At 64.2% G+C, this 22886-nt stretch carries 20 protein-coding genes and 1 riboswitch; of the genes, 11 read left to right on the top strand and 9 right to left on the bottom strand.

The genetic code is table 11. The features are described 5' to 3' along the window. The first annotated feature begins 56 nt into the window (after nucleotides 1–56). The 4 genes from LNV06_RS21850 (at nucleotide 57) to LNV06_RS21835 (ending at nucleotide 7648) form a co-directional block, all read left to right on the top strand. Nucleotides 57–2504, top strand: a complete 2448-nt coding sequence (locus tag LNV06_RS21850; protein WP_318013549.1) for a heavy metal translocating P-type ATPase — start codon at nucleotides 57–59, stop codon at nucleotides 2502–2504. Beyond that, nucleotides 2501–2935 (top strand): Cu(I)-responsive transcriptional regulator, encoded by a 435-nt coding sequence (cueR, locus tag LNV06_RS21845; protein ID WP_263540427.1) that lies wholly within the window; start codon nucleotides 2501–2503, stop codon nucleotides 2933–2935. Before LNV06_RS21850 ends, cueR begins: the two co-directional genes overlap by 4 nt. 203 nt (nucleotides 2936–3138) lie before the next feature. After that, complete coding sequence (locus LNV06_RS21840; protein WP_263540426.1) at nucleotides 3139–5955, top strand: methyl-accepting chemotaxis protein; 2817 nt, start codon at nucleotides 3139–3141, stop codon at nucleotides 5953–5955. A gap of 52 nt (nucleotides 5956–6007) precedes the next feature. Beyond that, nucleotides 6008–7648, top strand: a complete 1641-nt coding sequence (locus LNV06_RS21835) for a chemotaxis protein CheW (protein ID WP_263540425.1) — start codon at nucleotides 6008–6010, stop codon at nucleotides 7646–7648. Between the two features lie 30 nt (nucleotides 7649–7678). Here LNV06_RS21835 and LNV06_RS21830 read toward each other — a convergent pair whose 3' ends face one another. The 4 genes from LNV06_RS21830 to LNV06_RS21815 all read right to left on the bottom strand — a co-directional run bounded on the left by LNV06_RS21830 (nucleotide 7679) and on the right by LNV06_RS21815 (nucleotide 10535). Continuing rightward, nucleotides 7679–8386: a substrate-binding periplasmic protein gene (locus LNV06_RS21830; protein ID WP_263540424.1), complete on the bottom strand. Its 708-nt coding sequence runs from the start codon at nucleotides 8384–8386 to the stop codon at nucleotides 7679–7681. A gap of 204 nt (nucleotides 8387–8590) precedes the next feature. Next, the gene (locus tag LNV06_RS21825) at nucleotides 8591–9457 is read right to left on the bottom strand and encodes a pirin family protein (RefSeq protein WP_263540423.1); all 867 of its coding nucleotides are present in this window, start codon (nucleotides 9455–9457) and stop codon (nucleotides 8591–8593) included. 20 nt (nucleotides 9458–9477) lie between these two features. Continuing rightward, a complete protein-coding gene (locus LNV06_RS21820; protein ID WP_263540422.1) occupies nucleotides 9478–9867 on the bottom strand; it encodes a DoxX family protein in 390 nt (129 codons plus the stop codon). A gap of 41 nt (nucleotides 9868–9908) precedes the next feature. Next, entirely contained in the window at nucleotides 9909–10535 is a 627-nt protein-coding gene (locus LNV06_RS21815) for an FMN-dependent NADH-azoreductase (protein WP_263540421.1), read from the bottom strand. A gap of 140 nt (nucleotides 10536–10675) precedes the next feature. Here LNV06_RS21815 and LNV06_RS21810 point away from each other — a divergent pair, with 140 nt between their 5' ends. Further along, entirely contained in the window at nucleotides 10676–11602 is a 927-nt protein-coding gene (locus LNV06_RS21810; protein ID WP_263540420.1) for a LysR family transcriptional regulator, read from the top strand. A gap of 166 nt (nucleotides 11603–11768) precedes the next feature. Next, nucleotides 11769–12425, top strand: a complete 657-nt coding sequence (locus LNV06_RS21805; RefSeq protein ID WP_263540419.1) for a PEP-CTERM sorting domain-containing protein — start codon at nucleotides 11769–11771, stop codon at nucleotides 12423–12425. 19 nt (nucleotides 12426–12444) lie between these two features. Here LNV06_RS21805 and LNV06_RS21800 read toward each other — a convergent pair whose 3' ends face one another. The 3 genes from LNV06_RS21800 to LNV06_RS21790 form a co-directional block, all read right to left on the bottom strand. Next, a complete protein-coding gene (locus LNV06_RS21800) occupies nucleotides 12445–12693 on the bottom strand; it encodes a hypothetical protein (RefSeq protein ID WP_263540418.1) in 249 nt (82 codons plus the stop codon). A 154-nt stretch (nucleotides 12694–12847) separates the two neighbouring features. Further along, on the bottom strand, nucleotides 12848–13186 hold the full coding sequence (locus tag LNV06_RS21795; RefSeq protein WP_263540417.1) for an ArsR/SmtB family transcription factor: 339 nt from the start codon (nucleotides 13184–13186) through the stop codon (nucleotides 12848–12850). Nucleotides 13187–13379: 193 nt separating this feature from the next. Further along, nucleotides 13380–14147, bottom strand: coding sequence for a TonB family protein (locus LNV06_RS21790; protein WP_263540416.1), 768 nt, complete (start codon nucleotides 14145–14147; stop codon nucleotides 13380–13382). A 152-nt stretch (nucleotides 14148–14299) separates the two neighbouring features. Then, nucleotides 14300–14442: riboswitch (TPP riboswitch) on the top strand. 237 nt (nucleotides 14443–14679) lie between these two features. Here LNV06_RS21790 and thiC point away from each other — a divergent pair. The 5 genes from thiC to LNV06_RS21765 are packed head-to-tail and all read left to right on the top strand — an operon-like array spanning nucleotide 14680 to nucleotide 20255. Next, complete coding sequence (gene thiC / locus LNV06_RS21785; RefSeq protein WP_318013548.1) at nucleotides 14680–16563, top strand: phosphomethylpyrimidine synthase ThiC; 1884 nt, start codon at nucleotides 14680–14682, stop codon at nucleotides 16561–16563. Nucleotides 16564–16568: 5 nt separating this feature from the next. Next, a complete protein-coding gene (locus LNV06_RS21780; protein ID WP_263540415.1) occupies nucleotides 16569–17615 on the top strand; it encodes an FAD-dependent oxidoreductase in 1047 nt (348 codons plus the stop codon). Nucleotides 17616–17625: 10 nt separating this feature from the next. After that, nucleotides 17626–17850, top strand: coding sequence for a sulfur carrier protein ThiS (gene thiS / locus LNV06_RS21775; RefSeq protein WP_263540414.1), 225 nt, complete (start codon nucleotides 17626–17628; stop codon nucleotides 17848–17850). A gap of 6 nt (nucleotides 17851–17856) precedes the next feature. Further along, nucleotides 17857–18669 (top strand): thiazole synthase, encoded by an 813-nt coding sequence (locus tag LNV06_RS21770; RefSeq protein WP_263540413.1) that lies wholly within the window; start codon nucleotides 17857–17859, stop codon nucleotides 18667–18669. Further along, complete coding sequence (locus LNV06_RS21765) at nucleotides 18666–20255, top strand: bifunctional hydroxymethylpyrimidine kinase/phosphomethylpyrimidine kinase (protein WP_263540412.1); 1590 nt, start codon at nucleotides 18666–18668, stop codon at nucleotides 20253–20255. Before LNV06_RS21770 ends, LNV06_RS21765 begins: the two co-directional genes overlap by 4 nt. On the opposite strand, the gene LNV06_RS21760 is transcribed toward LNV06_RS21765, so the two are convergent. Further along, a complete protein-coding gene (locus LNV06_RS21760; protein ID WP_263540411.1) occupies nucleotides 20252–21529 on the bottom strand; it encodes a sensor histidine kinase in 1278 nt (425 codons plus the stop codon). The genes LNV06_RS21765 and LNV06_RS21760 overlap by 4 nt on opposite strands. Beyond that, a complete protein-coding gene (locus LNV06_RS21755) occupies nucleotides 21519–22877 on the bottom strand; it encodes a sigma-54-dependent transcriptional regulator (protein ID WP_263540410.1) in 1359 nt (452 codons plus the stop codon). Before LNV06_RS21755 ends, LNV06_RS21760 begins: the two co-directional genes overlap by 11 nt. Between the last annotated feature and the right edge of the window lie 9 nt (nucleotides 22878–22886).

Below are 22886 nucleotides of genomic sequence, written 5' to 3'. Positions count from 1 at the left end.
GTGGGGCGAGAGAGACCGCTTGACCTTCCCATGATGGCAAGCTTTAAAGTGAAGCCATGATGAACGCAAACAAGAGCTCGGCGCCACAAGTCTTCACCCTCCCCATCGCGGGCATGACCTGCGCCTCCTGCGTCAAGCGGGTGGAGAAAGCCTTGTTGCGCGTCACGGGCGTGCAAGCCGCCGAAGTCAATTTGGCCACCGAAACCGCGACCGTCAGCGGTAGTGCCGAGATGACGCTGCCGCTGCTGCGTGAAGCCATCGAGGCCGCCGGCTACAGTCTGCCTGAGAAAACTCTGACGCTGCAGATCGTCGGCATGACTTGTGCCTCCTGCGTTGGCCGCGTCGAGCGGGCGCTGTTGAAGCTGCCTGGCGTTTTGTCGGCCGAGGTCAATCTGGCGACCGAATCGGCCAGCGTGCTGATGCTGGCCTCCGTCGAAGCGCAAACCTTGATCGCCGCCATCGCCAAGGCCGGCTACGACGCCCGGCTGCCGACTGGAGATGCCGACGCCGGCCCTACAAAACCCGATTGGCAACACAGCGGCTGGCCGGTGCTGATCGCGGCGCTGCTGTCGGCGCCGCTGGTACTGCCGATGTTGGGCATGCTCTTCGGCCATCACTGGATGCTGAACGGCTATTGGCAGCTGGCCCTGACATTGCCGGTGCAGTTCTGGCTGGGCAGCCGTTTCTACAAAGCCGGCTGGGCCGCCCTGCGCTCCGGCAGCGGCAATATGGATTTGTTGGTGGCCTTAGGAACCAGCGCGGCCTTTGGCTTGTCGGTCTATGAGCTGTGGCTGAATGGCCCGCACACGATGGCGCTGTACTTCGAGTCGGCGGCGGTCGTCATCACCCTGGTGCTGCTGGGCAAATGGCTGGAGGCGCGCGCCAAGCGGCAAACCACCGAGGCGATTCGCGCGCTCAAGAAGCTGCAGCCCGAGACCGCGCGGGTGCGTCGTAACGGTAAAGAAGAAGAGTTGCCGCTGGGTCAGCTGCGCCTTGGCGACGAGGTACTGGTGCGGCCCGGTGAGCGCATCCCGGTGGACGGCGAGATTTTGGAAGGTACGTCTCATGTGGATGAATCGCTGATCACCGGCGAGAGCCTGGCCGTCAGCAAAGCCGTCAAGGACAAGGTGGTTGGCGGCGCGGTCAATGGCGAGGGTCTGCTGCGGGTACGCGTCAGCGCACTCGGCGCCGAGTCGACCTTGTCGCGCATTGTTCGCCTGGTGGAATCGGCCCAGGCCAAGAAGGCACCGATTCAACGCATGGTCGATCAGGTCAGCGCCGTCTTTGTGCCGGTGGTGATAGGCCTCGCCCTGCTGACCTTGCTGGGCTGGGGTTTCCTGAACGGCGACTGGCAACAAGCCTTGATGAACGCCGTGGCGGTGTTGGTGATTGCCTGCCCCTGCGCCTTGGGCCTGGCCACGCCCACGGCCATCATGGCGGGCACCGGCGTCGCCGCCCAACACGGCATTCTGATCAAGGACGCCGAGGCGCTGGAGTTGGCCGCAAAGCTGGATGTGGTGGCCTTTGACAAAACCGGCACGCTGACGGTGGGCAAGCCTCAGGTCGTCGCTCTGCTGCCCGCCACCGGCACGGACGAAGCGCAGTTGCTGGCCTGGGCTGCCGCCTTGCAAGCGGGCAGCGAGCACCCACTGGCCCATGCGGTGGGCGAAGCGGCCGCCAACAAGGCGCTAGCGATTCCCCTGGCGACTGAAATGCGGGCCGTAGCCGGCCGCGGTGTGGCCGCCCGTTTGACAGTCAGCGGCGCAGCGATGGACTTGCGCCTTGGCAGCAGCCGCTTCATGCAAGAGTTAGGTGTCGCAACCACCGCCTTGCAGGCACAGGCCGATGATTTGCAGCGCCAAGGCCGCACGGTTTCGTGGTTAGCGGATATCTCTACCGCAAGCAGCACGCCACGCTTGTTGGGCCTGCTGGCCTTCGGTGACAGCATCAAGCCCAGCGCAGCAGCGGCCGTGCAGGCTCTGCACAAGATGGGCGTTCGCACCGTCATGCTCAGCGGCGACAACGCCGGCAGCGCCCATCACGTCGGCCAGCTCTTGGGCATTGACGAAGTGCGGGCCGAGGTCTTGCCCGAAGACAAAGCGCGCATCGTGAGCGAGCTGAAATTGGGTGGCCAAGGCGCCGCACATTCGGGCCCGCAACGTGTGGCCATGGTGGGCGACGGCATCAACGATGCCCCCGCTTTAGCCGCCGCCGATGTGGGCCTGGCCATGGCCACCGGCACCGATGTCGCGATGGCCGCGGCGGGCATCACCCTGATGCACGGCGACCCGGCGCTGGTGGCGCAGGCCATCGCCCTGTCGCGCCGCACCGTGGCCAAGATTCGGCAAAACCTGTTCTGGGCCTTTGCCTACAACGTGGTCGGTATTCCGCTGGCCGCCTTCGGTTATCTGAACCCGGTGATTGCGGGCGCGGCCATGGCGCTGTCCAGCGTCTCAGTGGTCAGCAATGCCTTGCTCTTGAAACGTTGGAAGGCTGCACCATGAATCAGTCCACCACCGCTGAGTTCAATATCGGCGAAGCGGCAGCGCGCTCCGGCGTATCCGCCAAAATGCTGCGTCACTACGAGTCGCTGGGCCTATTGCCCGCCATCGCCCGCAGCGAGTCGGGCTACCGCCAATACAGCGAACGCGATGTGCACACACTGCGCTTCATCCGCAGCGCGCGTGATCTGGGCTTCAAGATCACCGAGATCGCGCAGCTGCTGCAGCTCTGGCAAGACCAGGGCCGCAGCAGCGCCGACGTCAAACGCATCGCCCTCGCCCATCTGGCCGATCTGGAACGCCGCATGGCCGAGCTGGCCGCCATGCGCCAAACCCTGCAATCGCTGGTGCAGCACTGCAAAGGCGACAAGCGGCCGAACTGCCCGATTCTGCAGGGCCTGAGCGAGGCCGCAACCCCTCCGGCGAGCCCTTGATTCGTCGCCGAGCTTGCCGCCGAACTGTGGCCGCGCTGTACGCGCTTGCGCGGACAAGCCCTGCTGAATTCCCTCTTGGAAGAGCGTGAATTTAGCCACGCTTTGACTCAGCGCAGCGCTGCAAAGCCCTAGCCTCAAACGATAAAAATGATAAAAATGATCAAACAAATTCATTAACCAACGACCCACTTTGGAGCTGCGCCATGAGTGAAGAAGAAATCCGCGCCTTGTTGCTCGACAACCTGGAAGAACTGCTCCCCCGCCTGGCTCGCTCCAATCTCGTCTTGATGGAGTTTGATGCGCGCAACAAGACCTGTGTAGCCGTGAATGAGGGCGCGCAAGCCCAGCTGGGCTTTGATGCAGAGGTGCTGATCGGGCGAGACGCCAGTGAGCTGCTCAAGGTCGAGCCCCGCGAGTTTGAGCGCCTCTGGCAAAGCGCCCTGGCCGGCGAGAAAGCCAATTTCCTGTGCACACTGGACGGCGCCGATGGTTTCGGCATGGAGTTGGTGGGCACGCTCTTCAAGGGCGACCGGCCCGAGGTGGCCTACACCCTCTTGATGATGGCGCAGGCCAGCCCGGTGGGCAGCGATGAGCTGATGGCCTTGCGCAGTCGCTCCGAAGCCATCAGCCGCTCACAGGCGGTGATCGAGTTTGATCTACAGGGTCATATCGTTAGCGCGAATGACAACTTCCTGCAGCTGATGGGCTATGTGGAGTCCGAGGTCCTCGGCAAGCACCACGCCATGTTCTGCGAAGACCGCTATACCAAATCGGAGGACTACCGCGACTTCTGGGACAAGCTGCGCGCCGGCCAGTTCCATGACGGCGAGTTCAAGCGCATTGGACGCGGCGGCCGTGAGGTCTGGATTCGTGCCAGCTACAACCCGATTCTGGACGGCCGAGGCCGCCCGATTCGCATCGTCAAGTACGCAATGGATGTGAGCGCCACCAAGATGCAGGCCGCAGAGAGCGCCGGCAAGGTGAACGCGCTGGACCGCACCATGGCCCGCATCGAGTTCGATCTGGAGGGCAACATCCTCGCCGCCAATGAGAACTTTCTGAAGCTGATGGACCTGCGCGCCGAGGATGTGATCGGCCAACACCACCGCATGTTTGTGGACCACGACTACGCCCGCTCGCAGGCCTACCGCCAGTTCTGGCAAAACCTGGGCCAGGGCCAGTACGACCGCGGTGAATACAAGCGCTTTGGCCGCGAGGGCAAAGAGGTCTGGCTGCAAGCCAGCTACAACCCCATCTTCGATTTGAACGGTCAACCGATGAAGGTGGTGAAGTTCGCGCTGGATGTGACCGAGAGCAAGCAACGTGCGGCCGAGTTTGAAGGCCGGGTCAATGCCATCAACCGCTCGCAACTGGCGATCGAGTTTGACCTCGACGGCCGCGTGCTCTGGGCCAATGAGGCCTTCCTGAGCCTGACCGGCTACGCGCTCAAAGACATTGTGGGCAAGCACCACCGCATGTTCTGCGAGCCGAGCTTTGCCAACTCTGACGAGTACAGCGAGCTTTGGGCCAAGCTTAGGCGCGGCGAGTTCGAATCCGGCGAGATCAAACGCCGCGGCAAAGAGCAGCAGGAGGTCTGGCTGCAGGCTTGCTACAACCCCATCCTCGACCTGAATGGCACCCCCTGCAAGGTGGTCAAGTACGCCTATGACGTAACGCACAGCAAGCTGCGCAACGCCGAGTTTGAAGGCAAGGTCAAGGCCATCAGCCGTGCCCAAGCAGTGATCGAGTTCTCGCTCGACGGCAAGGTCCTGAATGCAAACGACAACTTCCTGCAGTTGATGGGCTACAAGTTGGAAGAAGTACGCGGCAAGCATCACCGCCTCTTCTGCGACCCCGCCACCTCCAACACTGACCAATACCTAAGTTTCTGGGAGAAGCTGGGGCGCGGCGAATTCGACAGCGGTGAATACAAGCGCCGCAACAAAGACGGCCAAGACGTCTTCATCCAAGCCACCTACAACCCCATTTTTGATCTCGATGGCCGGCCGGTGAAGATCGTCAAGTTCGCCATCGATGTGACCCAAAGCAAACAACGCAACAGCGAATTTGAAAGCCGGGTTCGGGCCGTAGATCGCGGCCAGGCGGTGATTGAATTTGACCTGGAAGGTCACGTCGTCAAGGCCAACGAAAACTTCTTGCGGGTGATGGGCTACTCCGCTCGCGAGGTGCAGGGCCAGCACCACAGCATGTTCTGCTCGGCCGACCACATCCGAAGCCAAGAATACCGAGACTTCTGGCTGGCGCTCAACAAGGGTGAGTTCCAAACCGGGCGTTATCACCGCGTCGGCAAGTTCAACCGCGACGTCTATATTCAAGCCACCTACAGCCCCATCCTGAACTTGCGCGGCGAGCCTGAGCGCATCATCAAATACGCTTATGACGTGACCGAGCAGGTGCTGCTTGAGCAGCAGATCGTGCAGAAGACGGCCGCCATGAGCCAGGTCATTCAGCAGCTGAGTGGCTCGATCGACAGCATTGCGCAGTACAGCAGCGCCGCCACCGAAATTGCGCGCGGCACACAGCGCGATGCAGAGCAGGGCTTCGAAGCCTTGCGCGGCTCGATCGAGTCAATCGAGCTGATCCAGCGCTCCTCGGTGGAGATCAGCGAGATCGTCAAGGTTATTGACGAAATCTCCAGCCAGACCAATCTGCTGGCCTTCAATGCGGCGATTGAAGCGGCGCGGGCCGGCGAGCACGGCGTGGGCTTTTCGGTGGTGGCCGGCGAAGTGCGGCGCCTGGCCGAACGCAGCTCGCAAGCAGCGCGCGAGATTGGCAAGCTCATCAACGAATCGGCGGTACGCATCACCCAGGGCAATGAGCGCTCTCAACATGCCAAGCAGGCCTTTGAAGGCATTGTCAGCAGCGTCAGCCGCACCAGCACCACCATTCACGAAATTGCCAACTCGACCGGTGCGCAGCAAAAGGTCTCGGCCCAGGTGGTGGACTTGATCAGTGACCTCAGCCAGGCGGGCCGCAACAAGCCGGCTTACGCCAGCTAAGGCACGCCTTGAGTAGGCACTTCGTCCACCCTCCATTGCGTCAGACTCCATCATGACTCCCGCCCTCTTGCCGGCTCCCGAAGGCGAAGCCCAAGCCCAAGCCCAAGCCAAGGCCATGTTCGGCCTGGTCCGCATCGCTGACGTGCACCTGGCGTTGCCCGTGGCCTGCATGCGCGAGGTCTTGCCCTGCCCCGAGCCCTTGCCGCCCTTGCCCTGCCCTGCCGAGGGGCTGTGCGGTTGTGTGGAAGTGCGCGGCGTGATGTTGCCGGTCTTAGATGTCTCGTCCTTGCTGGGCCAGGCCAGCCCCGCGACGGATGAGCGCATCATCATCGTGCTGCGTTGGCAGTCGCGCCTGCTGGGCATCTTGGCGGGTCAGGTGGAGGGCATGGCCAGCGTTAAACCGCAAGACTTGATGCGACTGCAGCGCCCTGGCGGCGCCAATGCGCGAGCCTTGGTCTCGCATTTGTTTGAGTACGAGGGCCATTCAGTCAGCGTGCTGGACCCGGCCCGAATCGCCGAGCTGCCCGATGTGCCCTGGGTGGACGAACCCCAACGCAGCCCCGAGCAGCGCCTCAGCGAGGACGCGCAGCTGAACGCCACGATGACCCTAGCCACGCATCAAAGCCAGCATCTGGAGTCGATCCTGCTGTTTCACTGCGCCGACCGGCAGTTGGGCGTCAGCGCCCTGGATGTGCACGCCACCGTGCCTCGTTGCGCCATCTTGCCCAGCCCTTTGCGCGGCGGCATCTGTCAGGGTGTGATCCGGCACCATGGACGCGAAGTGCCGGTGGTCGACACGCTGGCGCTTCTGGGCCTGGGCCGCATGCCCCAGGTCAACGAGGCCGCCTTGCTGATTCTTCGCTTTCCAGGGCAGGGCCTGTTGGGCCTGCTGCTCGATGGCGTCAGCGACATTCTGCGCATCGCGCCGAGCCAGACTTTGCGCATTCCCAGCTTGGCCGTGCCGCAAGCGGCCTTGTTCCGCTTTGCCCTGGACCTGCGCACACTCGCGACGGAGGGTAGTAGCGGCAGCAGCGGCCCGCAGGCCTTGGTGCTGGATGTGTCGGCCTTGCATCGACAAGCCAATCTGGCGGGGCTGGCAAGCTTGGCCGGTGCCAGCCAAGACAAAGCTGCCCCCGCTCGCAAAGCCGACCAAAGTCTCAGCGACTTGACGCGCCGAGACGCCGCGGGCTCGCGCCCCTATCTCTACTTTCAGTCCAGCGGCCAAGGCTTTGCCTGCCCGCTGGAGCAGATCAGCGAAATTTTGCCCTTCACCGCCGCCGACCTGGCACGCACCAGCACCGAAGCCAATGTGCTGGGCATGATGGCGCATCGAGGCGAGACGCTGACGGTGATCTGCCTCGCGGCCGTACTGGCCTGCCGGCCGCCTGAAGACGCCGGCAAGGCCCGGGTGCTGGTGATCAACACCGAGCATGAGCAGGTCGGCTTTGCGGTGGAGGGCTTGCGCGCCATTGCCCCTGGGCGCGCCCTGGCAGGCAACCAAAGCGCCACCACGAGCAGCAGCCTGCCAGCCATCGCTTATGCGAAGTCATTGGTGGAAATCGATATCGAAGGCACGCCGCACAGCGTCCCCACCATGGACCTGGCTCAGCTGGCGGCAACGCTGCTGGCGAACGCACAGCAAGCCCAACAAAGCCAACAGGCCCAAGACCCCCGAGACAGGGTCATTCACTAAAGCCAGGGCACTCGTGGCTCTGACACCCATTCAATCCGGCGAGCCCGAGAGGAACCCATCCTTTTGCATGCCCAGCAGAGCCGCATCGATTTGCGCCAGATTCAAGCCGGATTGCAGTGCTTGGGGCGAAAGCGCGCAGCGCAGCTCGGTGCTTTGCAGCACCAAGGGCGTATGCAGCGGCAAGCTGAAGGCGCCGATCTGGCGCTGGAAATCGAGATAGCTGCGGCTGACGATGGCGTGCTGGATGCGCTTGGCCTGCAAGCGACGCAACAAGGCTTGTGCATCCGGCCCGTCATCGCGAACAAACTGCGGGCCAAGCGCACGCTCCAAGCTGAGGTATTTGAAACCCGCAATGCTGCCTATCATCTGCCCGGACAGGTCTTGCAAGTGCTGCGGCGCCGGCACATCCGCGCGCGTCACCACCAGATCGACATGCTGAGCAAAAGGCCGGCTCCACAGCAGCGGGCCGCTGAGCCAGGCCTGCGCGTAACCGCAAACCAGATCGGCCTCGCCCGCCAGCAGCGCCTGCCCCAAACGCTTGCGTGCCACCGGCACGAACTGCGCGTCCCGCCCCAGGCGGCGCGCCAATTCCACACCCAAGGCGTGGCTCAGGCCGGAGCGCAATTCGCCGGCCTCAAACTTGGCATAGGGCATCGAGGCACTGGTGTCGACCAAAACCCGCAAACTGGCCGCCTCGGCGCGCCAAAAAGACGCGCTCCCCAGGACCAAGACTGCCATCCACCGCATCACCCGCTTTGCCCTCATCGCCTCTGGTCAACACCCAAAGCCTGCAGGATAACGCCTCAAAATCGGCGATTCGCTGACAGGATGCAGCGATGGCTGCAATAGCGCACAGCTCTTCAAAGCAAAGCATCGCCGGTGCGCTGTGCGCGCGCCGACGATGCCATTGGGTCCGGCCGCAAGATCAATGCGGCTTCGGCATCAAGCCAGAACGCCGGCCTGAAAATCCCTGACCGCCTGAATCAGCTCGGCCTGGGTATTCATCACAAAAGGCCCATGCTGCGCAATCGGCTCGTTCAAGGGTCGGCCCGCCACCAGAATGGCGCGCGCGCCCGACTCTCCGGCGATGAAGCTCAGACCATCGCTGCCCGGCGTGTTGGCCATCAGCGCCATGCGCTGCTGCGGCACCAGCACGCCCGCATCGAACTGCAACTCGCCACGGTACACATAAACGAAGGCGTTATGGATTTCAGGCAAGGCCTGGCTGAAGCGTGCACCGGGGGCCAAATGCAAATCCAGATACAACGGCTCGGTGTGATCGCGCTGCACCGCGCCAGCGACGCCGTGGCTCTCGCCCGCAATGACCCGCACCTTGACGCCGTCCTGCTCAAACTCCGGGATCTGCGCGCTAGGAATGTCGCGGTACCAAGGCGCGCGCATCTTGTCGAAGCTGGGCAGGTTCAGCCAGAGCTGAAAGCCTTCCATGCGGCCCTCTTCCTGCTCGGGCAGCTCGCTGTGGATCACGCCGCGCCCGGCGGTCATCCACTGCACACCGCCATTGCCCAGCAGGCCTTCGTTGCCAGCTGAATCGCGGTGGCGCATGCGGCCTTCCAGCATGTAAGTGATGGTCTCGAAGCCGCGGTGCGGATGGTCGGGAAAGCCGGCAATGTAGTCGTCCGCCTTGTCCGAGCCAAAGGCATCCAACATCAAAAAGGGGTCGAGGCGGCGCTGCAGGTTTTGCGTCAAGACGCGGGTCAGTTTGACGCCGGCGCCGTCACTGGTGGCCTGGCCTGCGATCAGACGCTCCACCGCGCGCGGTTGCCTCAGGGTTTGATTCGTGGCGGTCATGAACTGCCTCTCTTTCTTCTTTATTGCAAGCAAACAGAAAACGCTGATTGTGTGTGCTCAGGGCTGCGCCGAGCAAAAGCCAAACTCAGGCCGAGCAAGATCAAGGCGGGAATGCCTTGGCTCAGCGGCGTGTACAAAGCATGGAAGCCCAAGGCCCCCAACATCACCACCGCAATGCCAGACGCCGCCCAGGCCCGCAAGGGCCGGAAAAACAAGCCAATGGCTCCGGCCACCTCAGCCGCACCGATGAAATAGCCAAACCAGGCGGGCAGGCCCATCAGCGCAAAGCTGACATGCAGCTGCGGCACGCCGGCCAACTTGGCCGAGCCGGCCGCCAGCAAAGGCAGGGCCAACAAGAGCAGCGCGGCGCGGCGCAGCCAGGTCTTGGTCTTGCGATCGGTCTTGTTCATCCCAGGGCTCCGTTTCCTTCTAACGATTGGCTTCGCCGGATTCAAGCGCTCAGCGCGGCGATCTGTTCGCGCGCCGCTACCAGGCCGCGGGCTTCAGACTCCGGCCCCATGGCCAAGCCTTCGGCATAGATGAATTCCACATCACCCATGCCCATGAAACCCAGCACGGTGCGCAGATAAGGCACCATGGTGTCGGCCGCTTGGTCGCGGTAGATGCCACCGCGGGTCAGCACCACAAAGACCTTTTTACCGGTCACCAAGCCCTCGGGGCCGTTGGCGGTGTAGCGGAAGGTGACGCCGGCCTTGGCCACCGCATCGATCCAGTTCTTCAGCTGCGCCGGCACGCCGAAGTTGATCATGGGCACCGCCAGCACCAGCACATCGGCGGCGCGCAGCTGTTCCACCAAGGCCATGTCCAAGGCCACCCGCTCGGCTTGAGCCGCGCTGCGGTTTTCGGCCGGGGTGAACATCGCTTGCAACGCGGCTTCGTCCAGCACCGGATGCGGCTGCACGGCCAGATCCAAGACTTCAAATTCGGCAGACTGGGCCTGCGCCTGGGCTTGGCTCAGCAGATTCGCCACCAGCTCATTGGCCAGGCGGGTGGAGTTGGAGCCTTGGCCGTCTTCTTGCAGGCGGCGGGCGCTGGAGTTGATTTGCAGAATCTTCATGGCTTGGGTCCTTCTTTGTTTCGCTCAGTGGGCGTCTTGTGTTGACGATGGCCTCACTGTATTGATGTTCTATTTGCACCAGAAGCCATTCAATTGGATAACATCGTTCCACCAATGCACCAATCAAAGCCAAACAAACCATGAGCCTCGACGCTGACGACCTTTTGCTCTTTGCCCGTGTCGTGGAGGCCGGCAGCTTCAGCCGCGCGGCCGAGCGGGTACATCTACCCAAATCCACGGTCTCGCGCCGGGTCGCGGCGCTGGAGCTGCGCTTGGGTGAAAAGCTCTTGCAGCGCAGCACTCGCAGCCTGACCCTGACCGAGTTCGGCACCGGCGTTTTGGAGCACGCCCGCGCCCTGGCCGGCGAGGTGGATGGCGCCCTGGCCCTGGCTCTGCACCGCCAGCAGCGGCCGAGTGGCCGGCTGCGCGTTTCGATGCCCGGCGATCTGGCCAATCTGGCTTTGAGCCGCATGCTCAGCCGCTTTGTGCTGGACTACCCCGAGGTGATGCTGTCCCTGGACCTCTCACCCCGACGGGTGGACCTGATTGCCGAAGGCTTCGACCTGGCGGTGCGCATGGGCCCCTTGCCCGAAGACAGCCAGCTGGCCGCGCGCCGCCTGGCCTTGTTCAGCAACGGCCTGTATGCCTCGCCGGCCTATCTGCAAGCCCATGGCGAACCTTTGCTGCCCGAAGCCTTGCAAGACGCCCACGGCCTGATGATTCTGAGTCGCTCCGGCGAGCCCATGGCTTGGGACTTGCGCAAAAGCCAAGGCGATGGCGAAGCCGATCTGCGCTGGCAAGGCCTGCCGGGCCGCCGCACTCTGGTGAACGCCCCCGATCTGCTGCTGAGAATGGCCTGTGCGGATGTGGGCATCACCGCCGTCGGCGAACATTTCGCCCAGGACTACGTGGCCCGCGGCGAGCTGGTGCGCATCTTGCCGGACTGGTGTCTGGCCCCGGTGCCCTGCTGGGCCGTATTCCCAGAGCGCCGCTTGATGCCGCTGCGCACCCGGGTCTTTTTGGAGGCTTTGGCAGGGGCACTGTCGAGTTGCCCGGGGCAGGGCTGATTCAAGCCAGCAGAAGCGAGATACTACCGCCCCCCTAGCTTGACCGAACACCAAGGGATTTACCCAGACCCACCTCGAAGCTACCCTGGGCCTCGCTTGCATCGTTGCGAAAGCCGATCCGAAGCAAAGCCCCAGCAACACCTTGCCAACGTCAGAGGTACCCGCCATGTTGAACACGCAAAAACTGCTGCCCATCGCTGCCCTGCTTCTGAGCTCGATCAACGCAGAAGCGACGATCCTGACCTTCAGTTCAAGCTTCGGCAGCGGAGGTTTGGCAAGCTATGGTGACCGTATCGTGAGCACAGAACAAAACGGTGCCAGTTACATCGAGGGCGCTGGTTGGACACCCAATATTGAACTTGGTTTCACCACCCTCAACAATGCCGGCCTTGCTTCCATTTGGTCCAGCGGCTATGCCTCCTTGCTGGGCGCTTTGGGTCATGGGGCCTTCAACGTGCCCTACCAAATTGATTTGGTACCCGATGCCGGCTGGAGCCTCCAACTGCAAAGCTTTGAGATTGCCACCTGGTCCAGCGGCTCCTACAGCACCGACATCCGCATCTGGGACGATCAAGGCAGCTTCGACACGCCCAATCTGCTGTCCTTCTCGGCAACGCTGAACCCTCAAACGGTCTATCAGCCAATGAGCAGCGCGCTGACCGGCAGCGGCACCGTCCACTTCTACCTGAACAATCTAGGCTCCACCGGTCTGGACAACATCCACTTCACCCAAGCACCCGTCCCGGAGCCTGGCACGCTGTTGCTGACGAGCCTGGGTATCGCAGCGCTGTTGCTGCGGCGCAAGTCCCATATCAGCCAGTGAGAGCGAAATAAGCGGCGCCTCAGTTGACGAGCGCGAAGGTCACAAAGCCGCCACCCGCATCGGCCAGGCTCTTGAGTCCCACCGTACTGGCACTGATGGCGATGAACTTCACCTGGCGCTCAGTCTCCTTCGCATGCTTTGCGATCGCCAAGGCCGAGGCCATCCGGTCGCTGGCATGCGGAGCCAAATCGTTGTAGCTCAGCTCGAGATTCGCTCCCGCGGTCAAGAGTGAGTTCAGGTACGCGGGCTGCAGCGAGTTGTTGTGCATGAGAGGTCTCCGTTGGCTCAGGACAGCATAGTCCTGATGGAGTCCGCCGAGACTAGCGCTTACGCTGAGTTGCCTTGGGCTGCTGCAAGCCAACAGCTGTTTCTGGCCCCGGGTGTGGATACTGCGAACCCAACTGCATACAACAGCCCAAGCCTTAACGCACCGACTTGAACACCGCCCTTTGCTGAGCCTCCAGCTCGCCGCGCCTGGCGATGCTGCCACAGACCAGGTCGCACAAGTCATAGACGGAAGGGTCGGCAATGCGGTAGAAGGCGCTGGTGCCACGACTCTCGCGCTCAACAAAGCCGTGCTGCTGCAGCACGCTCAAATGACGCGATACGTTGGCGGCACTGAAATTGCACAACTCAGCCAGCTCGCCGACCTTGCGCTCTTGCTGACGTAAGAGATTCAGGATCTGCAGGCGCGTGGGCTCCGACAAGACCTGAAAATAGGCGGCCACTTGAACGAGCGCGCTTGAGGGTAAATCTTGCATGGATTTGACGTTAAGCCTGGCGCCGACATTGACAAGCACCCGCCCAAAGTTTGGATCGGGGCATCCGTCCTAGCAGATGGATGGTCGAATTCTAGTGAGATTCGACTTTCATTGCGTGATTGATTATTTGCAACCAAACGCAAACATGACGAAGCAGTGTTTGCCTATCCGATCGGCAAGCCTAGGATCGGCGCTACTCGACTTGAAAGCCGATCTCCACCGAGGCCACGCGTGGTGCATCGATCGGCGCAAAGCGCCATTGTGAAAGCGCCGCCACTGCGGCCGACGCCAGGCGCTTGTTGCTGGCGTTGACAGCTTCGGCTTGCTCGACCGAGCCATCGGCCATGACGGTGAAGCGCAGCAAGACCGTGCCCCCGCGGAAGTCGCGCTGCAACTGACGCGGCACTTCGGGATCCACCTTGTGCAGCAGTTTCAATGGCGCAGGTTCAGGCTCTGGCGCGGGTTTGGCGGCCGGCTCCGGCAAGGCCTGGATAGGATTGGCCGGGCTCGCCAGGCTGGCTGCGGCCAAGACCGTGGCCTGAACCGGCGCGCTGGCGGCGGCGTCGATCGCGGCGGACCTCGCCTCTTGCTGTTGCGGCAAAGCTGAGGCCGCTATCGCTGAGCCCACGGCCGAACTCGCTGTGATCGGGGCATTGGCAGGAGCTGGTGCTGGCTTGCCCGCCGGCTTGGCCACCGCCTTGGCTTGCGCGCTGGCATTGTTAGCGGGCGACGGCTCAGCGGCGGGCGCATTGCGCTTGGTCTGCGGCTTCTCGGCGTGCAAGCGAATCCAAGTAAAAACTTTGTCGGCCTGCTGCTGGGCCCGCTCTTCAGCACTGGCTGCAGCGGGGCTGGGAGCATTGCCCGTCGACGCGGGGATTTGCGCCTGAGTTTGCGTCTGCAGAGCAAGCGCCAAAAAAATGCCCAGGACCGTCATCACCGCCGGGCGCAAGCGTCGAAACATGAAGAGACACTCCAACACAAAGCCAATCACATCAGAGGGCGCAATACGGCGACGCCAGAGGCCGGCAGTGTAGGCACAGGCCCCACCTGTTTGAGTGTCGGGTTTTCACTGAAGTGCTCGCTCAAGCATGAACAAATGCGCATCTATACTGCGCGCTTGCTCCGGGGTGCCCTGCTGCATGTTGTTTTGTTCAAACGAACATTGACGAGATGCCGGGCTGAGATGTGGTGGAAGCCATAGACCCGCTGAACTTGATCCGGTTGATACCGGCGTAAGAAGAGCCCGTCCCCCTGCTCAGGGGTTGCGGGCCCTGGAGAAGCTCCGGGGCCGGCCGCTGTCGCAACAAGTCCTTTTTCAGGCTTGCGGCAGCCGCCTCCACCCCGTTTCTGCATCTCCAAGGCCCCTGCCCCTGGCCAGCAGCCAAACCTGCCATGGGTTCGCGGCTTGGGGCCAGCCCCTTCCGGCGCCAAGGTCCACACACCGGCCCGAAATCAGCCCTCGTAGCAGCCCCAAGCCAACGAGGACGCTGACCATGAACACCGTGACCGACCCCGGCCTGAACACCATCAAGGCCCTGAACTCCAGCCTGGAACTGACGCGCACCCCGCTGCCCGGCTCCAGCAAGATCTACATCGCTGGCGAGCGCCACCCCGAGCTGCGCGTGCCGATGCGAGCCATCAGTTTGAGCAACGGCGAGGTGGTCAGCGTCTATGACACCTCCGGCCCCTACACCGATGTTTCAGCGGCTATCGACGTCAAGACCGGCCTGCCCGCAACCCGCGCCCCTTGGGTGGAAGCGCGCGGCGACACCGAGGTCTACGAGGGCCGACCCATCCAACTGATCGACGACGGCCTGCGCGAAGCCAGCCAGCAAGAGCAGCTGATGCAGATGAGCGCCGGCCTGCGCCGCCAGCCGCGCCGAGCCGTCCAAGGCGCCAACGTCACCCAGATGCACTATGCGCGTCGCGGCATCGTCACACCCGAGATGGAGTACATCGCCATCCGCGAGAACCAAATGCTCGAGTGGATGCGCGAGTACCAGCAAGACGCCGAGCGCGAAGCCCGACTGCGCGGCAACTCTTTTGGCGCCAGCATCCCTGAGCTGATCACACCCGAGTTTGTGCGCGACGAGGTGGCGCGAGGCCGCGCGGTGATCCCGGCCAATATCAACCACACGGAGCTGGAGCCGATGATCATCGGCCGCAACTTCCTGGTAAAGGTGAACGCCAATATCGGCAACTCGGCCGTCACCTCGTCCATCGAGGAAGAAGTGGAGAAGCTGGTCTGGTCGACCCGCTGGGGCGCCGACACGGTGATGGACCTGTCCACCGGCCGCAACATCCACACCACCCGCGACTGGATCATCCGCAACAGCCCCGTGCCCATCGGCACCGTGCCGATTTATCAAGCACTGGAGAAGGTCGGCGGCGTGGCCGAAGACCTGACTTGGGCGCTGTTCCGCGACACCCTGATCGAGCAAGCCGAGCAAGGCGTGGACTACTTCACCATCCACGCCGGCCTGCGCCTGCCCTTTATTCCGATGACGGTGAAACGCCGCACCGGCATCGTCTCGCGCGGCGGCTCCATCCTCGCCAAGTGGTGCATCTCGCATCACAAGGAGAACTTCCTGTACACGCACTTCGAAGAGATCTGCGAAATCATGAAGGCCTATGACGTGACCTTCTCGCTGGGTGATGGCCTGCGGCCCGGCTCCTTGGCCGACGCCAATGACGAGGCGCAATTTGCCGAACTGCGCACGCTGGGCGAGTTGACGAAGATCGCTTGGAAGCACGAGGTGCAAACGCTGATCGAAGGCCCAGGACACGTGCCCATGCACCTGATCCAGACCAATATGACCGAGCAGCTCAAGCACTGCGACGAAGCGCCCTTCTACACGCTCGGCCCCTTGACCACCGACATCGCGCCCGGCTACGACCACATCACCAGCGGCATTGGCGCGGCCATGATCGGCTGGTTCGGCTGCGCCATGCTTTGCTACGTCACGCCCAAGGAACACCTGGGCTTGCCCAACCGCGATGACGTCAAGGCCGGCCTGATGGCCTACAAAATCGCCGCTCACGCGGCCGATGTAGCCAAGGGACACCCGGGGGCACGGGCGCGTGACGATGCTTTGTCGAAAGCGCGCTTTGACTTCCGCTGGACCGACCAGTTCAACCTCGGCCTGGACCCCGAAACCGCACGCGACTTCCACGACGAAACCCTGCCCAAGGACAGCGCCAAGGTGGCGCATTTCTGCTCCATGTGTGGCCCTAAGTTCTGCTCGATGAAGATCACCCAGGATGTCCGCGAGTACAGCGAGGGCATGGCGCAAAAGAGTGCGGAGTTCAAAGCGCAGGGCGGCGAGATCTACATCCCGATCGCCGTGGACAGCAGCGGCAACGACAACAAGGCTTGAACGAAGTGGCCACGATAGGAATCGCCGGCGCGGGCCTGGTCGGGCGCCTGGCGGCCTGGGCCTTGAGCCGAGCCGGCCATGCGGTCGAGGTCTTCGACCCGGCACCCGACGCGCATCCCCGCTTCGACGGCCAAGGTGCGGCCGCCTTCACGGCCGCCGGCATGCTCAGCCCTATGGCGGAGCTGGAAGCGGCCTCGCCCGAGATCGCCGCGCTGGGATTTGCTTCGCTGCAGCTCTGGCCTGGCATTGCCGAGGCCTTGGGGGTCAGGTCTTGCCTGACGCTGGAGGGCAGCCTCCTACTCTCGCACCGGCAAGACCTGGGCGCGGCCGAGCGGGTGCTGAGCCGGCTGCGCGCCAGCGGCTTGGCGCAAGCCCAGCCCTTGAGTGCGGCTCAGCTGGCAAATCTTGAGCCTGCGCTGCTGCCAGGCCTGCAGGCCTGGTCGCTGGCGGGTGAGGGCTTGATCCACCCGGTCGAGCTGATGGCGGCCTTGCACGCGCGTACCGAGGCGCGCTGGCATTGGGAGCAAACAGTCAGCAGCGTCGAGGTCGGCCGGTTGCAACTCAGCATTGGCGAAACCCGTCGCTTTGAATGGGTTCTCGACGCCCGCGGCCTCGGCGCCAAGCCGCAGCTGCCGCAGCTACGCGGGGTGCGTGGCGAAGTCATCACGCTGGACCTGCCCGACCACGGGCTAGTCCGTCCGCTGCGCCTGCTGCACCCGCGCCACCGCATCTACCTGGTGCCGCGCAGCCGCGATCAGCTGGTGCTGGGCGCCAGTGAAATCGAAAGCGAAGACCGCAGCCCGGTCAGTCTCAAAACCGCCGTCGAACTGATGGCGGCGGCGCACAGCGTGATGCCCGCGCTGGCCGAGGCCCGCATCACCAGGCTGGACCGCAATCTGCGCCCCGCCCTGCCCGACAACCATCCCCACAGCCACTGCGAGCCCGGCCTGCTGCGCCTGAACGGCCTGTACCGCCACGGCTGGCTGCTGGCGCCGGCCCTGCTACAGCGCTTGCTGGCGCAAAGCGAGCTGGCCGATCTGAGCATCGAATGAAGAGGTCCCCATGAATACCGCACCATCCCCTTGCATCACGATTTTTCTGGACGACGAGCGCTTGCAACTGCCCGCGCCCAGCGCCATCAGCGATCTGCTCACTCATCTGCAGCGCGCGCCCGAGAGCGTGGCCACCGCCTTGAACGGGCGCTTTGTGGCCCGCGAGGCGCGTGAACAAACACGCTTGCAAGACGGCGACCAGGTGCTGCTCTTCAAAGCCATTGTGGGAGGCTGAAGCACCATGACGAACACCCATGACAGCTGGAAGATCGGCGACATCACGCTGAACAGCCGCTTTCTGCTGGGCAGCGCCGGTTATCCCAGCCCGCAGACGCTGGTGCATGCGATCAAGCTCTCGGGCACGCAGATCTTGACCGTCGGCCTCAAGCGCACGCTGCAAGCCGAGGGCGACAACGGCTTCGTCGCCCTGGCCCTGCAAGCCGCCCAAGCCCAAGGCGCGCACCTGCTGCCCAACACGGCCGGCTGCCGCAGCGCTCGCGAAGCGGTGCAACTCGCCTGCATGGCGCGCGAGCTCTACGGCACCGCCTGGGTCAAGCTGGAGGTCATTGGTGACGAGCACACCTTGCAGCCCGAGCCCTTCGAGTTGCTGAAGGCCGCTGAGGAACTGGCCAAGCTGGGCTTCACCGTGCTGCCCTATTGCACCGACGATTTGGTTTTGTGCCGCCGTCTGCTGGACGCCGGCTGCCCGGTACTCATGCCCTGGGGCGCACCCATCGGCTCTGGCCAAGGGCTCTTGAATCCCTATGCGCTTCGAGTGCTGCGCGAGCGTCTACCGGACGCGACGCTGATCATCGACGCCGGCATCGGCGCGCCCTCGCATGCGGCCCTGGCCATGGAAATGGGCTTCGATGCGGTGCTACTGAACTCGGCGGTGTCACAAGCCACCGACCCGGTCAGCATGGCCGAAGCCTTCCGCGATGCGATTCGCGCCGGCCGAAAGGCTTACCGCGCCGGTTTGATGTCGGCGCAAGACTTCGCCGTCCCTTCCACCCCGGTCAGCGGCCATGCCTTCTTGCTCGGGGACGCCCCATGAGCTGGGCGCAAGACCTGGCCCCACCCATCATCTGGTCCATCGCTGGCAATGACAGCGGCGGCGGCGCCGGGCTCTCGGCCGACGCGCGCATGGCCGCCGCCTTCGGCGTGCATCTGTGCCCGGTCGTGGCCACGCTGACGGCGCAGAACTCGCTGGGCGTGCAAGGTCTGTGGCCGGTGCCCATCGACCAGCTGCGCGCCCAGTTGCAGGCCCTGGCCAGCGATCTGCGGCCGCGCGCCATCAAGACCGGCCTGCTGGGTTCGGCCGCGCAAGTTGAATTGATTTGCGAATTTGTCGACCATTTGCGCGCGCAGGGGCCGGTGGCCCTGCTGGTGGACCCGGTCTTGAGCGCCAGCGCCGGCGGCGCCGACTTCGGTCACGAGGCCTTGCTGCGAGCCTACCGCGAGCACTTGCTGCCGCGCACCGACCTGCTCACCCCAAACCGGCGCGAGGCCGAACGGCTGCTGGGTCTCGCCGCCGGCAGCGGCGAGCCGCAGGCCATGGCGGCGAGACTGCAAGCGCTAGGCGCTGTCAGCGTCTGCATCACCGGCGGCGATGATGCGAGCACCGCACACGAGCTGGCCATCGACTGGCTCAGCAGCCCCTTGGCCAGCGGCCATCTGGCGCTGCCACGCTTGCCCTCCACCCACCACCACGGAACCGGCTGCAGCTTCACCAGCGCCGCAGCTGCGGCCAGCGCGCGCGGTTTTGCCATGCCCGACGCGGTGCTGTTGGCCAAGATGGCGACCTGGTGCGCGGTACGTGACGGTTATGCGGCCGGTGCCTGGGCCGGCCCGGTGCGAGCCTTGGACGACTTTGTGAGTGAGCCGCGCGCCATGCCAGTGATGAGCTTCGGCGCCGAAGCGCTGGACGCCGCCACGCTAGCGCGCTGGACCGAAGTCTTGCAGCGTGAGCCCAAGCCCCACTCGCCGCTGGGCTTGTATGCCATCACCGAGCGCCCGGCCCGGGTGGCAGAGCTGGCGGCGGCAGGCCTGCCGCAGATCCAGCTGCGCCTCAAGCGCGAGCAGGTGCGCGACGAACAAGAGCTGCGAGATGCCATCGACGCTGCCTTGCAAGCCGTGGCCGGCAGCCCGAGTCGCCTATGGATCAATGACCACTGGCAGATCGCCCTGGCGGCAGGCGCCCAGGCCCTGCATCTGGGTCAGGAAGACTGGGGTGCATTGAGCCCTGATGAGCGCGCAAGACTCCTGAGCAGCGGCGCCCTCTTGGGCCTGTCCAGCCACAGCCTGTGGGAGCTGGCGCGGGCACGCAGCCTGGCGCCGCATTACATCGCCTGCGGCCCAGTCTGGCCCACCAGCACCAAGACCATGCCCTGGCAGGCCCAAGGCATGGACAACCTGGCCTGGTGGGTGCGCATGGCCGGCTGCCCGGTGGTGGCGATTGGCGGCATTCTGGCGCCGGAGCAGGTGAAAGCCTGCGCCGAGCAGGGCGCGGCCGCCGTCTGTCTGGTGCGGGCGCTGGAGCAGAAGCCAAGCCGGCTAGCGCAGTTCCAAGCGGCTTTCGAGCAGGGGCGCAGCAGGCCAGCCATGGGAGCGATTCAGCCTCCTCATCCTGCGCTGATTTAGAACGTCAGCACAAAGCAAGCCCCGCCGCTGACCGGCTTGACGTAGCGCACGCTGCCGCCCATGCCGTGGACCAGATTGCGCACCACGGCCAGGCCAATGCCCTGGCCGCCAGCGGCCTTGTCTTGCAGCGATGAAGGCTTGGTGCTGACAAAGGGCAGGAAGATGTCGTTCTCCATGCCAGTGGGCACGCCGGGGCCGTTGTCACGCACCTCCAGGCTGAGACGCGCGCCTCGCACCAAGCGGGCGCGCACTGTCAGCCGGGGCTTGTCTTGCTCGGCGCAGGCTTGGGCGGCGTTCTTGATCAGGTTCAGCAGGGCCTGCTCGAGCTGTCCCGCGTCGGCCATAAGGCTCAGGCTTGGGGACTCCAGCTCGAACTTGGCCTCGCCGCCGCGTGCGCGCCAGTCCGCGGCCACCATCTGCTCCAGGCGCGCAAAAAGTTCGCTCAGCAGAATCGGCTCCAGCTTGGGCTCCGGCCACTCGCTGACACGCCGGTAGTTGCCTACAAAAGTGGCCAAGGCATCGGCGCGGCGGGCAATGGTGTCCATCGCCAGGGTCAGGTCTTGCCGGTCCGCTTCGGGCAGCGGCGCCTCACGCAGCAAGTCTTGCGCGGTGCGCGACAGCGACGCAATCGGGGTCAGCGAATTCATGATCTCGTGCGTCAAGACATGCACCAGCTGGCGCCAGGCCTTCAAGGTCTCAGCCTCCAGCTCCGACTCGACCGGCATCAGCGCCAAGAGCCGCACCGATTGCTGCTGCATCACCAAAGCTCGGCTGGCCAAGAGGCAGCGCTCGGTGCCTCGCTCGCTTTCATAGCTGAAGACGCTGTGCTCGCTGGAGCCTTGTATCTCGGCCTTTGCATACTCAGCAATGCGCGCCAGCAAGTCCGCGCGATCGCGAGCGCCGCCGGGCGCCAGCATGCGACGGGCCGCATTGTTGAGCGCCTGCACAGGCCCCTGACCCTGCAATTGCCACAGGGCCACCGGCGCGTGCTCCAGCCTGGATTCGAGCGCCAAGTTTTGCTGCCGCGTCAGTTGATCGACCGAGCCTTGAAAGCTGAGCCCCGCTTGTTCCCGAGACTGCGCGTCCAAATCCATTTGCGCCAACACACGCTGGCCCCAGCGCCAGGCGAGCAGCAAGCCGGCCACGGCCGGCAGCAGCGCCAAGACCGCCAGCCGAGGCGACTCATGCTGCCAGCCGGCCAAGCCTGCGCCCACCAGCATCAAGACCAGGCCCAGCACGGCGGGCCAGGGTCGCAGGCGGCGTCTAGAGTCCATATTTCTCCAGGCGACGGTAAAGCGCCGCGCGGCTCAAGCCCAGCAGGCGCGCGGCCTGGCTGATATTGCCCTGGGCTGCCTGCATGGCCTCTTCCAGCGCGGCGCGCTCGCGCTCGCTGAGCGGCAGCATGGCCGGGCTGGCCTCTTCTGAATCACCGAAGACCGGCGACGCAACTGGCGAAGCAACTGAAGCTTGGGGCGCCCGCTGCAAGGCGAAGTCCGCTAATTCGAACTGCTCACCTGGCGCCAAGATCACGGCGCGCTCACAGGCATGGCGCAGCGCGCGCACATTGCCGTGCCAGTCGTGTGCCATCAAGCCAGCCAGGGCCTGCGACGAAAGCGACCGATCGGGCTTTTGATACTGCGCCGCGTAATGGGCCAGGTAATGCTGGGCCAGCAAGGGGATGTCTTCGCGTCGCTCGCGCAGCGGCGGCAGGCGCAGCACGATGGTGTTCAGGCGGTAGAGTAAATCGGGGCGAAAGCGCTGCGCATCAAAGAGCGCGGCCTCGTCCAGATTGGTGGCGCTGACGATGCGCACATCAATCGGCACCGCCGCATCGGCGCCCAGCGGAGTCACCTCGCGGCGCTCCAACACGGTCAGCAACTTGGCCTGCGCGGCCAGCGGCATATTCGCCACCTCATCCAAGAACAGCGTGCCGCCCTGCGCGGCCTGGAAGCGCCCCAGGCGCTCGCTGCGCGCATCGGTGAAGCTGCCGCGCTTGTGACCGAAGAGCTCGCTCTCCAGCGTGCTGTCGCTCAAGGCGCCCAGGTCCACCGACAAAAAGGTCTGGCCGGCCCGCTTGGACAAAGCATGAATCTCGCGTGCCACCAACTCCTTGCCCGAGCCCATCTCGCCCAGCACCAACACATTGGCCTCGGTCGGCGCCACGCTGCGAATCAGCGAGCGCAACTCATGCATCACCCGCGACTCGCCCAACAAGGCCGAAGCCGCCGCCACCACCACCGCTTTAGGCTGACGGCTGGCCAGCGCCGCTGCCACGGTGGCGAGCAGCTTGTCGTTGTTCCAGGGCTTGGTGATGAAGTCAAAGGCGCCGGCCTTCAGGCTGGCCACGGCCAGGTTCACTTCCGCATAAGCCGTCATCACAATCACGGCGGGCGGCTGCGCGCGCCGCATCACCTCGGCCAGCACCGCCTGGCCCTGTGCACCGTCGATGCGGCCGGGTAGGAAATTCATGTCCAAGAGCAGCAGTTCGACCGGCTCAGCGTCCAGCGCCGCGCTCAAATCGGCGGGCTGCTGCAAGAGGCGCACCGGGCCAAAGCGCCGCTGCAAAAGCAGCTTGGCCGCGATGCCGACATCGGGGTCGTCGTCAAGAATCAGGATGGACATGGGCGAGAC

It is taken from the genome of Paucibacter sp. Y2R2-4 (assembly GCF_025717535.1).
In the GTDB taxonomy this organism is placed as follows: Bacteria; Pseudomonadota; Gammaproteobacteria; order Burkholderiales; family Burkholderiaceae_C; genus Paucibacter_A.
Note: the sequence above shows the minus strand (reverse complement) of the source record. Positions and strands in the feature narration are given on the sequence as shown.

Coding starts and splice junctions, on each gene's coding strand:
- cueR (WP_263540427.1), top strand. CDS start 2,501: ATGAATCAGTCCACCACCGCTGAGTTCAATATCGGCGAAGCGGCAGCG.
- LNV06_RS21795 (WP_263540417.1), bottom strand. CDS start 13,186: ATGCAAGATTTACCCTCAAGCGCGCTCGTTCAAGTGGCCGCCTATTTT.
- LNV06_RS21770 (WP_263540413.1), top strand. CDS start 17,857: ATGACGAACACCCATGACAGCTGGAAGATCGGCGACATCACGCTGAAC.
- LNV06_RS21765 (WP_263540412.1), top strand. CDS start 18,666: ATGAGCTGGGCGCAAGACCTGGCCCCACCCATCATCTGGTCCATCGCT.
- LNV06_RS21760 (WP_263540411.1), bottom strand. CDS start 21,529: ATGGACTCTAGACGCCGCCTGCGACCCTGGCCCGCCGTGCTGGGCCTG.
- LNV06_RS21830 (WP_263540424.1), bottom strand. CDS start 8,386: ATGGCAGTCTTGGTCCTGGGGAGCGCGTCTTTTTGGCGCGCCGAGGCG.
- LNV06_RS21825 (WP_263540423.1), bottom strand. CDS start 9,457: ATGACCGCCACGAATCAAACCCTGAGGCAACCGCGCGCGGTGGAGCGT.
- LNV06_RS21850 (WP_318013549.1), top strand. CDS start 57: ATGATGAACGCAAACAAGAGCTCGGCGCCACAAGTCTTCACCCTCCCC.
- LNV06_RS21820 (WP_263540422.1), bottom strand. CDS start 9,867: ATGAACAAGACCGATCGCAAGACCAAGACCTGGCTGCGCCGCGCCGCG.
- LNV06_RS21805 (WP_263540419.1), top strand. CDS start 11,769: ATGTTGAACACGCAAAAACTGCTGCCCATCGCTGCCCTGCTTCTGAGC.
- LNV06_RS21790 (WP_263540416.1), bottom strand. CDS start 14,147: ATGTTTCGACGCTTGCGCCCGGCGGTGATGACGGTCCTGGGCATTTTT.
- thiS (WP_263540414.1), top strand. CDS start 17,626: ATGAATACCGCACCATCCCCTTGCATCACGATTTTTCTGGACGACGAG.
- LNV06_RS21840 (WP_263540426.1), top strand. CDS start 3,139: ATGAGTGAAGAAGAAATCCGCGCCTTGTTGCTCGACAACCTGGAAGAA.
- LNV06_RS21815 (WP_263540421.1), bottom strand. CDS start 10,535: ATGAAGATTCTGCAAATCAACTCCAGCGCCCGCCGCCTGCAAGAAGAC.
- LNV06_RS21835 (WP_263540425.1), top strand. CDS start 6,008: ATGACTCCCGCCCTCTTGCCGGCTCCCGAAGGCGAAGCCCAAGCCCAA.
- thiC (WP_318013548.1), top strand. CDS start 14,680: ATGAACACCGTGACCGACCCCGGCCTGAACACCATCAAGGCCCTGAAC.
- LNV06_RS21755 (WP_263540410.1), bottom strand. CDS start 22,877: ATGTCCATCCTGATTCTTGACGACGACCCCGATGTCGGCATCGCGGCC.
- LNV06_RS21810 (WP_263540420.1), top strand. CDS start 10,676: ATGAGCCTCGACGCTGACGACCTTTTGCTCTTTGCCCGTGTCGTGGAG.
- LNV06_RS21800 (WP_263540418.1), bottom strand. CDS start 12,693: ATGCACAACAACTCGCTGCAGCCCGCGTACCTGAACTCACTCTTGACC.